At 59.7% G+C, this 12,397-nt stretch carries 12 protein-coding genes; 1 reads left to right on the top strand and 11 read right to left on the bottom strand.

What is annotated here, in order from left to right; translation table 11 throughout:
- Positions 1–2 precede the first annotated feature (2 nt).
- The 9 genes from AC3WOY_RS18520 to rfbB all read right to left on the bottom strand — a co-directional run bounded on the left by AC3WOY_RS18520 (position 3) and on the right by rfbB (position 9,324).
- A complete protein-coding gene (locus AC3WOY_RS18520; protein WP_492426378.1) occupies positions 3–860 on the bottom strand; it encodes a glycosyltransferase in 858 nt (285 codons plus the stop codon).
- Positions 850–2,010, bottom strand: coding sequence for a glycosyltransferase family 4 protein (locus AC3WOY_RS18515; protein ID WP_492426376.1), 1,161 nt, complete (start codon positions 2,008–2,010; stop codon positions 850–852). The genes AC3WOY_RS18520 and AC3WOY_RS18515 overlap by 11 nt, the downstream gene beginning before the upstream one ends.
- A gap of 52 nt (positions 2,011–2,062) precedes the next feature.
- Complete coding sequence (locus AC3WOY_RS18510; RefSeq protein ID WP_492426374.1) at positions 2,063–2,998, bottom strand: GDP-mannose 4,6-dehydratase; 936 nt, start codon at positions 2,996–2,998, stop codon at positions 2,063–2,065.
- The gene (gene gmd / locus AC3WOY_RS18505) at positions 2,976–4,019 is read right to left on the bottom strand and encodes a GDP-mannose 4,6-dehydratase (protein ID WP_492426372.1); all 1,044 of its coding nucleotides are present in this window, start codon (positions 4,017–4,019) and stop codon (positions 2,976–2,978) included. Before gmd ends, AC3WOY_RS18510 begins: the two co-directional genes overlap by 23 nt.
- Positions 4,020–4,438: 419 nt before the next feature.
- Complete coding sequence (locus AC3WOY_RS18500; protein ID WP_492426370.1) at positions 4,439–5,848, bottom strand: mannose-1-phosphate guanylyltransferase/mannose-6-phosphate isomerase; 1,410 nt, start codon at positions 5,846–5,848, stop codon at positions 4,439–4,441.
- Between the two features lie 80 nt (positions 5,849–5,928).
- Positions 5,929–6,810, bottom strand: a complete 882-nt coding sequence (gene rfbD / locus AC3WOY_RS18495) for a dTDP-4-dehydrorhamnose reductase (RefSeq protein WP_492426368.1) — start codon at positions 6,808–6,810, stop codon at positions 5,929–5,931.
- Positions 6,807–7,358 carry a dTDP-4-dehydrorhamnose 3,5-epimerase gene (gene rfbC / locus AC3WOY_RS18490; protein WP_492426366.1) on the bottom strand — a complete coding sequence of 184 codons (552 nt, stop codon included), beginning with the start codon at positions 7,356–7,358 and terminating at the stop codon, positions 6,807–6,809. The genes rfbD and rfbC overlap by 4 nt, the downstream gene beginning before the upstream one ends.
- Before the next feature lie 2 nt (positions 7,359–7,360).
- Positions 7,361–8,248, bottom strand: coding sequence for a glucose-1-phosphate thymidylyltransferase RfbA (rfbA, locus tag AC3WOY_RS18485; RefSeq protein ID WP_492426364.1), 888 nt, complete (start codon positions 8,246–8,248; stop codon positions 7,361–7,363).
- On the bottom strand, positions 8,245–9,324 hold the full coding sequence (rfbB, locus tag AC3WOY_RS18480; RefSeq protein ID WP_492426362.1) for a dTDP-glucose 4,6-dehydratase: 1,080 nt from the start codon (positions 9,322–9,324) through the stop codon (positions 8,245–8,247). The genes rfbA and rfbB overlap by 4 nt, the downstream gene beginning before the upstream one ends.
- 217 nt (positions 9,325–9,541) lie before the next feature.
- Between rfbB and AC3WOY_RS18475 the strand changes: the two genes are divergently transcribed.
- Positions 9,542–10,366 (top strand): symmetrical bis(5'-nucleosyl)-tetraphosphatase, encoded by an 825-nt coding sequence (locus AC3WOY_RS18475; protein WP_492426360.1) that lies wholly within the window; start codon positions 9,542–9,544, stop codon positions 10,364–10,366.
- Here AC3WOY_RS18475 and AC3WOY_RS18470 read toward each other — a convergent pair.
- Positions 10,345–11,109 (bottom strand): lysophospholipid acyltransferase family protein, encoded by a 765-nt coding sequence (locus AC3WOY_RS18470; protein ID WP_492429357.1) that lies wholly within the window; start codon positions 11,107–11,109, stop codon positions 10,345–10,347. The genes AC3WOY_RS18475 and AC3WOY_RS18470 overlap by 22 nt on opposite strands.
- 5 nt (positions 11,110–11,114) lie before the next feature.
- The gene (locus tag AC3WOY_RS18465) at positions 11,115–12,395 is read right to left on the bottom strand and encodes a dihydroorotase (RefSeq protein ID WP_492426358.1); all 1,281 of its coding nucleotides are present in this window, start codon (positions 12,393–12,395) and stop codon (positions 11,115–11,117) included.
- Between the last annotated feature and the right edge of the window lie 2 nt (positions 12,396–12,397).

Raw genomic sequence — 12,397 nt, 5'->3', positions numbered from 1 at the left:
TCCTATTTCCGATCGGGAAGCGGCGGTGCCGGATCAACCACGCTCTTCGGTTTCTCCAGCGCACGCAACGCTGCCCGGTTCACGGCGAAGCGTTCGGCATCGAAGAACCAGCCCCATTTGTTGAAATATCGGATCGCCGAACGGACGTGGCGGGTCAGCAGCACGCTGCTTTTGTAGGAACCCTTCTGGTAGGCATGTGTGATGGACACCGCCGGATAATACACGGTACGCGCTATGCGTCCGATGCGACGCGACAGGTCCACATCCTCCAGGTACATGAAATAGCGCCTGTCAAACCCGCCGGTGTTCTTCAGGACCGATGTGCGCAGGAACATGAAACATCCCGACAGCGCCGGCACATCCATCGTGCGGTCGTAACCGCTGGATCGCATCTCATACGTATCCAGGCGGCCGCTCAGGCGATAGAGCGCAGGCAGGAACCGGCGTACCAGCAGGTCGCCCGGATGCGGCAGCAGTTTGCACAGATGCTGCCTGCTTCCATCCGGATAACGGATATCGGGCATGACCAGTCCGATATCCGGATGCGCCTCCATGAATGCATGCAGGCCTGGTATAACCTCCGGTCCGAAGCTCACATCCGGATTAATAACTATGTGGTAGGGTGCAGGGCCGGCAATGGCTTCTTCGATTGCAATATTGTGGGCAGCGCCGAAACCGGGATTGTCGGGACGATGGATATAACGGGCGCCAAATTGCCGAGCTACCTTCGCAAGGCGGTCGTCGCGAGAATTGTCGATCAGTGTCAGCGCGACCCCAGGCGTGGCCGAGATACTGCGCAAAACATTTGCAATCTGTCCTGATGGATTGTGGTAACTCACCACTGAGCAGCTAATCGACATGGGCAATAATTTTCTTGTAAACGGCGATTGTCTCACGCGCAAACTTGCGCCAGGTGAATGCAGCGGCGCGTGCCTGCCCTGCCTGCCCCAGGCGTGCATGCAAGCCATCATCCTCTATCAGCGAACGCATGTGACCTGCAATCGCGGCATCGTCCATCGACTCGACTAGAATTCCCGCCTCGCCAACCACTTCGGGTAGCGAGGCACGGCATGATGCGATCACCGGTACGCCGCACGCCATGGCTTCCAGTGGGGGGAGTCCGAAGCCTTCATACAAGGAAGGATAGACAAACAGCCGTGCCCCGGAATACAAGGCCGGCAACTCGGCTTGGGCGACGTACCCCAGCAGCCGCACCTCCCCTTTGATCACCATGTGGCGCAGGCTATGTGAAAAACGCTCCATCCCCCAGCCGTTCATACCGACGATGACCAGTGGAAAACGCTGGCGGACACGGTCGGGCAGCTGTTCGAAGGCGGCGATGACAGTTGACAGGTTCTTGCGCGGCTCGAGCGTGCCGACGGCGAGCAGATAATGTCCGTATTCCAATCCGCACTGATCCAGCACCGGCTTGCAAAGCGCCGCACTTATGGGGCGGAATTCCGCTCCCACGCCGAGCAGAACGGTCGTCACGCGGTCGCCTGGCACGCCGTAGTGCGTCATGACTTCCCTGCGCACAAAATCGGAATCGACCACGATATGTGACGCATGCTCGACCACTTTCGGCATGAACCGATTCATCTCGCGCAAGCGCTCTGCCGGATGCGTCTCCGGATGCCGGATCCAGGACAGGTCATGTATAGTCACTACAGTCGGCCCCTTGAACCGATACGCCAGGAAGGCCGGTTCATGGTACAGGTTGACCTTGTGCCTGCGTGCCCCCGACGTGAACCTTGTCTGCTTGAGAAAGCGTGTGATCAGGTGGGGATGCGGCATGAACCGCTTGATAGCGTTATTCAATTCACGCGCACCCGGTGGCGGCGCCATACGGATATTGCGATCCCAAGAGGTACCGTAAAACAACCAAGGCTTATTCGGGAGAACCTGCTGCAACTCCGCAATCAACCGATAGGTATACTGCCCGACCCCGGTCAGGGGGGACAGGATCGGCACGGCATTGATGCCCACCCTTATACGGTTGAAAAGGTCCATTTATATCGTTCTTGTCGATGCTTGCCGCCAAGCACGGCGGGCGGCATAGTGTTCAGGTGGATGTTCCGGCCGAATACATCCAGCGCAGCGTCTCCTCCAGCGGGATGGCCTGCAGATTGGCGACCAGCGAGCGGAGCTTGTCCGGCGAACCAACCAGCGTCTTGACATCCGACTGCCGCACGAAGGCGGGATTGACTCGTACGTCAATATCGTAACCGGCGATCTCTTGCATCGCGTCGAGGATAGCACGCAGCGAATACGGCCGGCCGCTGCAGACGTTGACGGTCTGGCCGGCGCAGTTCTGCTCCAGCAAGCCGCGGTAGGCTTGCGCTACCATGCGCACATCAGAAAAATCCCGCTCCACATCGAGATTGCCGAGTTCGATGACCGGCGTGCGCTGCACAAAATGGGAAACAATCTTCGGCACCAGGAAATGCGGTTCCTGGCCCACCCCGGTGTAATTGAACGGACGGGTAATGACGATCGGCAGGCGATCGCTCCAGGTTTTCACCATGAACTCCATCGCCAGTTTGCTCACCGCATAGTGGTTGACCGGTTGTGGAGCCTGGGATTCGGCAATGACGCCCGCAGTGGCGTTACCGTAGACATTGGCACTGCTGGCAATGATGATACGCCGCGGCGATAGGCCGGCATCGGCCATCGCCTGCAGCAAGTTGATGGTGCCGATCACGTTGACGCGGTAGAAGGCGTCCGCGTCGGCGTGCTGCACAAAACTGATCGCGGCAAGGTGGATCAGGTAGTCGGGGCGTACCGTCTCCATCACCCGGCGACAGTTGTCGGGCGAGGTAATATCAAGCGTCACCTCGTGCGGGCCACGCGACGCACCAACAAGCGCACCAACCACGGAATACCCTGCCGCCTCCAGTTCGGCGCGCACATACTTGCCTGTAAAACCGTTGGCGCCCGTCAGCAGAACGCGGCCGCGCGACAACGTATTCGCTTGATCAGAAGGAGAAGCCACGCTCATTTCTCCGCAGGTCAGCTTGTACCATCATCTGGCACAACTGCTCCAGCGTCGTTTCAGGCTCCCATCCGAGCTTTTCCTTGGCCTTCGCCGGATTGCCGATCAGGAGATCGACTTCTGCCGGACGGTGGAATTTCGGATTTACGCGCACAAGAGTCTTGCCGGTAGAGGCGTCGAGCGCGACTTCATCCTCGCCGTGACCGCGCCATTCGAGACGGAAATCGGCCGCCTTGAACGCCATGGTGACGAAGTCGCGAACCGTTTCGGTACGGTTGGTCGCCAGCACAAAGGTGTCCGGCTCATCGGCCTGCAGCATGCGCCACATGCCTTCCACATATTCCTTCGCATAACCCCAGTCACGCTTCGCATCCAGGTTGCCCAACTCCAGGACGTCAAGCTTGCCAAGGCGGATCTTGGCAACGGAGTCGGTGATCTTGCGGGTGACGAACTCACGGCCGCGCAGCGGGGACTCGTGATTGAACAGGATGCCGCTGCAACCGAAGATGCCATAGGACTCGCGGTAGTTCACGGTAATCCAGTGCGCATACAGTTTGGCGACGCCATAGGGGCTGCGCGGATAAAACGGGGTCGACTCGATCTGCGGGATGGCCTGCACCTTGCCGAACATTTCGGAGGTCGATGCCTGGTAGAAGCGAATCTTCGGGTCGACGATACGGATCGCCTCAAGTAGGTTCAGCGGACCGATACCGGTAATCTCGGCGGTAGTGACCGGCTGATCAAAGGACACGCCGACGAAGCTTTGCGCCGCCAGGTTGTAGACCTCCGATGCGCCAGTGGTCTGCAGCAGGCGGATGCTTGCGCTCAAGTCGGTCAGGTCATATTCGACCAGGTGCAGGTTCGGATCCTTGGCAATGCCCAGCTCTTCAATGCGCCAGAAGTTGACTGAACTGGTGCGGCGATAGGTACCGTAGACCTTATAACCCTTCTTCAGCAGGAGCTCGGCGAGATACGCACCGTCCTGGCCTGTTATACCGGTGATGATCGCTGTTTTGGATGTAGTCATTTTTAGGAGTAATTAAAATTAACCTGGGAATGGGGAGGGATTCGTGCAAAGTCCTTTCCGGTAAGAAGTGCCATGGCATTCAGTCAACTTATCGGAAATAAGGCTCGCGGCCATAATTGAAATCAAATTTGTTCACGAAACTATGCCAGGAACAACATGGCGCTTGTTCAGCAGCTGTTTCTGCGCAGCGACTATCAAAACCGGCGAACGCCACCGGTTTGATAAAAATGTCATGCTTAGTCCATCCCCTCGTTCGGCACATATCGAAATTTTTTGACTAGCTCACTCGATACACCCGCGAGAAGATGACTGCACAGGCCACTACCCTCACCAGCGGCTTGAGGACGTTGATGGGACACGATGGCGAATTTCGGTAGTGCGACTGGAATCTCACATCGAGCGCAACATGCCTACTGCCATTATTTGACCCTGCCGTAGATATCTTCAAAACGGACGATGTCGTCCTCGCCCAGATAGGAGCCGCATTGTACCTCTATCAAGGCCAGCTCCGTTTCGCCCACATTCGTGAGACGGTGCTTGTTGCCGGCGGGGATATAGGTGGACTGGTTGGCTTCGAGCTGGATGGTCTGCTCGCCGTTGACGACCTCCGCCTTGCCGGACACCACAACCCAGTGCTCGCTGCGGTGGTGATGCATCTGCAGGGACAGCGAAGCGCCCGGCTTGACCGCGATGCGCTTGATCTTGAAGCCCGGCGCGTCCTGCAGCACGGTGTAGGTGCCCCAGGGACGCGCCACGGTGCGGTGCGTCTTGTGCGCTTCATGGCCGGATGCCTTCAGGCGTGCCACGACTTCGCGCACTTCCTGGCTCTTGGACTTGTCGGCCACCAGCAGCGCATCCGGGGTATCGACCACCAGGATGTTGTCCAGGCCGATCACCGCGACGAGGCGATCCTTCGTTTCGATGTGGGTATTACGACTGTCGATGACGATCGACTGGCAATTGTTGTTGGTGTTGCCGTGCTCGTCGGCAGGAATCGCTTCGGCGACCGCTTTCCAGGCGCCGATGTCGCTCCAGTCGAAATCGCCCGGAATGACGGCGATGTTCTGCGCCTTTTCCATCACGGCATAGTCGATGGAGATGTTTTCCAGCGCGGTGAACGAAGCCGGCAGCTCCATCTTGTCGCCATCGGGTTTCGTGCTGTTCCAGGTCTGGCGCGCAGCCTCCAGCAGCTTCGGGTTGTAGGCCTCGAAGGCAGCGAGGATCGCGCTTGCCTTGAAGCAGAACATGCCGCTGTTCCAGACGTAGTTGCCCTGTTCGAGGTATTTGCCAGCGGTTACCGCATCCGGCTTTTCCACGAAACGCTTCACGAACTGAGCCTCGGCGCTTACCTTGTCGCCCATTTCGATGTAACCGAAACCGGTTTCCGGACCGGTCGGCTTGATGCCGAAGAGGACCAGGAAGCCGTCGTTGGCAAGATTTTCCGCATGGCGCACAGAGGTATAGAACGAAGGCGTGTCCTTGATCAAGTGATCAGCCGGCAGCACCAGCATGCAGGCATCGTTTGCCTGCTCCAGGGCCCACATTGCAGCCAGCGCGATGGCAGGAGCCGTATTGCGGCCGCTCGGCTCAAGCAGATAGTTCGGCTTGACTTCCTGATCGGCCAGCTCATCGCGCGAGAGGAAGTAATAGTCCCGGTTGGTGACGATCAGCGGCGCCGTATTGCCCGCTACGGCAAGTGCACGCTCATGCGTCTGCGTCAGCAGGCTCTTGCCGTCGCCGATGCGCATGAACGGTTTCGGATACGCCTCGCGCGATACCGGCCAAAGACGTGTACCCGCACCGCCGGAAAGAATAATGGGGATCAACATGATGTTTTCTCGCTTTTCTGGATTTTTCGGATCTTCGGAATGCTTGTTTTCTGGTCTGGTCAGCCTTGACTTCTCATCCGTCACTCGAGACACAGGTTCAGGGCGCTGTCCCAGCGGGGAAGCTGGCAGAATGTTTCCATCAGCTTCTGGCAGGACAGGACCGAATTCGCAGGTCTTCGCGCGGGCGTCGGATAGTCCTTCGACGCAATCGGAATGACTGCCGGTTTCCGTTCGGCGGACCAGTGCGCGATGATGGTCTGGGCAAATCCGTGCCAGCTGGTCTGGCCCTGTGCCGTCAAGTGGTAGAGCCCGGATTTCGATTGCCACAGGTCATGGTCGATACCAGCCCCCTGCCGTCCCGCCCCGAGCATTGCGACGATATGGGCAGTCGTATCGGCAATGGTACGGCACCATGTAGGTGCTCCGTATTGATCATTGACAATACGAAGCTCATCGCGCTCCGCGGCGAGACGCCTGACGGTAAGCAGGAAATTGCGGCCGCGCGTGCCGTAGACCCAGCTCGTGCGCAAAATCAGGTGCGGTGCGCCGCTCGCCTGCACCGCCTGCTCACCGGCCAGTTTGGTCCTGCCGTAAACGTTGAGCGGCATGGCGACGTCGTCTTCACGGTAGGCACCGGTCTTGTTGCCGTCGAACACATAATCGGTTGAATAATGGATCACCGCGGCGCCCAGCTTCCGTGCCTCCTCGGCAATGATGCCGGGCGCTTCGCCGTTGATACGCATGGCAAGTTCCGGTTCGCTTTCTGCCATATCGACAGCCGTATAGGCAGCAGGATTCACGACCAGCGCGGGCTTCACATCGCGCATCACCGCGCGGATGGCGTCGAAATCGGCGAGATCCATGTCTTCCGAATCGACGGCAACGACCTCGCCCAGTCCTTGCAGGCTGCGTTCGAGCTCGTACCCGACCTGGCCGTTACGGCCTGTCACCAGGATTCTCATGCGTACATCTCCGCATCCGCCAAGGAGCATGCGTTGCTGTCTTTCGCTGAAAGAACAGGAGCGCCAGTCAACGGCCACTCTATCCCGATGGCGGGGTCATTCCAGGCAATGCTGCGCTCATGCTCCGGCGCGTAGTAATCCGTGGTCTTATACAGGAAGTCGGCGGAGTCGCTCGTGACGACGAAACCGTGTGCGAACCCTGCCGGCACCCACATCTGGCGCTTGTTCTCTGCCGACAGGTAGGCACCGAACCACTTCCCGAAGGTCGGCGAACTACGCCGCAGGTCCACCGCGACATCGTACACCTCGCCCGCGATGACGCGCACCAGTTTTCCCTGCGGTTGCCGGACCTGGTAATGCAGGCCGCGCAGCACATTCTTCGCCGAGCGGGAATGGTTGTCCTGGACGAAGCGAACGGGCTCCGCCGCACCGATCGCTTCCTGGAAGCGGCGCTCGTTGTAGCTCTCGAAAAAGAAACCGCGCTCGTCACCAAACACGCGCGGTTCGATAATGAGGAGATCGGCAATGGGCGTACGGACGATATTCATGGTCAGAACACGCTGTCGGTGAGGATGCGCAGCAGGTACTGGCCGTAGCCGCTCTTCCTGAGCGGCTGTGCGAGCCGCTCAAGTTGCTCGGTGGAAATATACTTTTTGCGGAAGGCGATCTCTTCCGGGCAGGCGACCTTCAGACCCTGCCGTTTTTCAATGGTGGCGATAAACTGGGACGCATCGACCAGGGATTCGTGCGTGCCGGTGTCGAGCCATGCCATGCCCCTGCCCATCACCTCGACATTCAGGCACCCGCGCTCCAGGTAGGCCTGGTTCACGTCGGTGATTTCCAGCTCCCCGCGAGCCGACGGCTTGATCGAAGCCGCAATGTCGCACACCTGACGGTCATAGAAGTACAAGCCCGTCACCGCGTAGCTCGATTTCGGGACGGCCGGCTTTTCGATGATACTCACCGCGCGTCCGCTCTGGTCGAACTCGACGACGCCGTATCGCTCGGGATCATTCACATGGTAGGCAAACACGGTTGCTCCGTCCTCGCGCGACTGTGCCTTGCGCAACTGCGTATCGAAATCGTGGCCGTAATAGATGTTGTCGCCGAGAATGAGTGCGGAAGGTCCGCCTGCGATGAATTCGCGCCCGATGATGAACGCCTGAGCGAGCCCGTCCGGGGACGGTTGCACCGCATAACGGATGCTGATGCCCCACTGGCTTCCGTCACCAAGAAGCTCGGCGAACCGGGGCGTGTCCTGCGGGGTAGAAATCAGCAGGATGTCGCGTATCCCGGCCAGCATCAGCGTCGTGAGCGGGTAGTAGATCATCGGCTTGTCGTACACCGGCAGCATTTGCTTGGAGACCGCCATGGTGACCGGGTACAGCCGCGTCCCGGATCCGCCTGCGAGAATGATGCCCTTGCGTTGCGGCGTCATGCTGTACCCTCCTGCGCCGCGCTGCGGGCACCGTAATTCTTCTCGACCCACTTGAGATATTCGCCGGACTGCACATCGGTTACCCAGTCCTGATGGTCGAGATACCACTGCACGGTCTTCCGGATGCCCGTCGCGAATGTCTCCGCCGGCTTCCAGCCAAGTTCGCGCTCGATCTTCCGCGCATCTATCGCGTAACGGCGATCATGGCCGGGACGATCCGTCACGAAGGTAATCTGGTCGCGATAGCTGCCGCGCTTCGGCACAAGCTCATCAAGGATGTCGCACAGCGTATGGACGACATCGAGGTTGGTCATTTCATTCCAGCCGCCGATGTTGTACGTTTCGCCCGGCCGGCCATCCTGCAGGATCCTTTGTACGGCACAGCAATGATCGCCGACATACAGCCAGTCGCGCACGTTCCGCCCGTCTCCATAGACAGGCAGCGGCTTGGCGGCAAGGGCATTGGCAATCATCAGTGGAATCAGCTTTTCGGGAAACTGGAACGGGCCATAATTGTTGGAGCAGTTCGTCGTCAGCGTTGGCAGTCCATAGGTGTGCCGGTACGCGCGCACCAGATGGTCCGAGGCCGCCTTGGATGCGGAGTACGGGCTGTTCGGGGCATAAGCGGTCGTTTCGGTAAATGGCGCATCGTCCGGCTCCAGCGAGCCGTACACTTCGTCCGTCGACACATGCAGGATGCGGAATGACTTTTTCTCTTCCTCCCGCAGGCCGGAATAATAGGCACGAGCAGCTTCGAGCAAGACGAACGTGCCGGTGACATTGGTGGTCACGAATTCGCCGGGACCATGGATCGATCGATCGACATGGCTCTCCGCAGCAAAATGAACAATGGCCCGAGGCCTGTGTCTTTCCAGCAGGCTGCCCACCAATGCCGCGTCGCAAATGTCGCCGCGCACAAATATGTGGCGTGCATCCTGCCGAACCGCGTCCAGGTTCTTCAGGTTGCCTGCATAGGTCAGCTTGTCCAGGTTGACGACGGGTTCGTCATTTCCTGCCAGCCAGCCGAGCACGAAGTTCGAACCGATAAATCCGGCTCCGCCCGTCACTAAAATCATTCAGGTACCCTGCACGACATCATGAATTTTGCTAAACCTATGATTTTACTTGAAAATGTTGATGAATTTGCACGCATCTTCAGCGGATTTGTATTTAATCAGGTCTCGCTGCGCACTGCCGTAAGGATTTGTTACCTACCACGGCCGCGTGCCGAACTTTCATATAATGCCGGGCTGGTATCAGCGTCTTGCCTCACAGAAAACTTAGCATTTCAATATGTCCACTTATGTCATCGGCGACTTGCAGGGTTGCCAGCCAAAGCTCTCGGAGCTGCTTGATCGCATCCGGGCGGTCTGTCCTGAACCCCGTTTCATTTTCCTGGGCGACCTGGTCAATCGCGGCCCGCGTTCGCTCGCCACTTTAAGGGAAGTACAGGCCCTCGGCGATACCGCAAATATGGTATTAGGCAATCACGACCTGCATTTGCTGGCCGTGGCGCATGGTATCCGCAAGCAGCACCCCTCGGATACCCTCGGCGACGTTCTCGAAGCGCCCGATCGCGATGACTTGCTGGACTGGTTGCGCCGCCAGCCCATGGCGCTGCTCGAAAACGGACATCTTCTCGTGCACGCGGGCGTGGTGCCACAATGGTCGGCGGAGCAGACGATGTCGCTCGCGCATGAAGTCGAGAGCGTCCTGCGCGGACCTGACTGGATCGGATTCCTGCGCCAGATGTACGGCAATGAACCGGCGCGCTGGGACGACAGGCTGGAAGGCGCAGACCGGCTGCGCTGCGTGGTGAATGCACTGACCCGTATCCGGTTCTGCACTCCTGATGGGACGATGGACCTGGCTGCTTCGAAAGGCGTCGAAACCGCCTTGCCCGGTTACATGCCCTGGTTCGACGTTCCCGGCCGGAAAACGGAAGATGTGACCGTCGTCTTCGGCCACTGGTCGACGCTGGGCCTGACCTTGCGCCCCAACCTGATCAGCCTCGACACCGGATGCTTGTGGGGCGGCAAACTGACAGCGGTCTGCCTGGAAGACCGCTCCGTCATCCAGGTGGATTGCCCGCAGTATCAGCGGCCCGGTTCGATCTGATCGTTGACCAGGGTATCGCCAAGGACCGCTGCGATCACTTCGCGCGCGGTATCCGCCAGTTCCCGGCGGTGGGAGGTCATGCCCGTGTCGATCACAGGTAGCACGGTCAATTCGGCCGTCATGCCGCCGGCCTTGAGGACGGCAATGAGGCTCTGCACGAACGTCATGTCGCCCACGAAGTCGGCCGCCGGATGCGGCCGGCCGTTACTGTCAAGGTAGCGCACTGCGTACGGCTGGACCGGGACGCCGGCCTCGATGGCAGCCTCGAAAAGATTGGCATGGAAAGGCAGCAGCGTACCCTGCGGCGCCGTCGTTCCCTCGGGAAAAAAGGCAACATGTTCACCGGCATGCAGGCTGGCCACGAGCCCCTGGTAGATCCGCCGCACATCGCGAAGCTTGCCGCGCGCGATGAAGATGGTTCCCGTCTTCTCGCAAAGCCACCCGATCAGCGGCCAGCTGCGGATATCCGACTTGGCCACGAAGCGGGTGGGGTACAGCGAATTGATGACGAAGATATCGAGCCAGGACACATGGTTGGACACCATCAGCGCACGCGGCGCCGACTGTGCTTCCCGGTGATGCTCGATCCGCACGCTGACACCGCACAGTGCAACCAGGCGGATGGACCATGTCTTGATGCGTGCCCGGCGCCCCGCATCGTCGATCAGCGGGAACACCAGCGCGCATGTCGCGAGCCCTTGGAAAAGATGGATCAGGACACGCAGCAGCCGGATCGCGATCACGGCGCTCAACGCTCGAAAGCGATATGTCCCGAGACGATCGTCATCCGGACCTGGCCTGTCACTTCATAACCGAGGAAAGGCGTATGCTTGCCCTGGCTGGCCAACGCCTTCGCATCCACCTTCCAGCGGGCCGCCGGGTCGAAGATGCAGACGTCGGCCACGCTGCCGGGAGACAGTCTTCCGGTCACCAGTCCTGCGACGCGCGCCGCCTCCGACGTCATCTTCGCAATCGCCTTGCCGAGCAGTTGCTTGTCTTTCGCATCTTCCACCCAGCGCAACACCAGCGGCAGGAGCAATTCCAGGCCGGTTGCACCCGGCGAAGCTTCGCCGAAAGGCAACAGCTTCTCGTCATCGTCGACCGGTGTGTGATCGGAGCAGATGACATCGACGGTGCCATCCACCAATCCCTGGCGAATGGCGTCGCGGTCGCGCTGTGCGCGCAATGGCGGCGTCATGCGCGCATTGGGATCGAAGAAGCCGATATCGACATCGGTCAGGTGCACATGGTGCGCACCAACGTCGCAGGTGACGGGCAGACCCTCCTTCTTCGCAGCGCGTACCAGCTCGATGCCAGCCGCCGAAGAAATACGGCACAGGTGGACACGCGCGCCTGTGTTGCGCATGAGCTCGAAGATCGTGTGCAAGGCGATGGTCTCGGCAGCGACCGGCACGCCGGACAGGCCCAAGCGCGACGCGACCGGACCACTGTGCGCGATCCCGCCCCGGCCGAGGTGCGGATCCTGCGGACGCAGCCAGACGGTGTAGCCGAAGGTGTTCGCATACTGCATCGCGCGCATCAGCACGGTGGTATCGACGATTGCCTCTTCCGCCTGCGAAAAGCCGATGCATCCTGCCTCGGTCAATTCCGCCATCTCGGTCAGCGCCTCGCCCTTGAGTCCCATGGTCAATGCACCCAGCGGGTAAACGTGGGCCTGGTTGAGTCCCTTCGCACGATGCTTGAGCATCTCGACCAGACCCGGTTCATCCAGAACCGGATCGGTGTCCGGCGGACAGACCAGGCTGGTGACGCCGCCCTGCATCGCGGCCTGCATTTCCGATTCCAACGTCGCCTTGTATTCGTAACCCGGCTCGCGCAGGCGTGCACTCAGGTCGACCAGTCCGGGGATCACCACCATGCCGGTTGCATCGATGGTCTTGCTGGCGTGAAAGCCATCGGGTGCATTACCTACTGCAACGACCTTCCCTGCCGCGATGAACAAATCCTGTTGCGCATCGATACCGCTGGCCGGATCGATGAGGCGGCCATTCTTGATATGGAGTTTCATTG

The organism is Noviherbaspirillum sp. FW303-A3 (genome assembly GCF_058788695.1).
The sequence above is the reverse complement of the archived record's forward strand: the minus strand, read 5'-3'. Positions and strand labels throughout refer to the sequence as shown.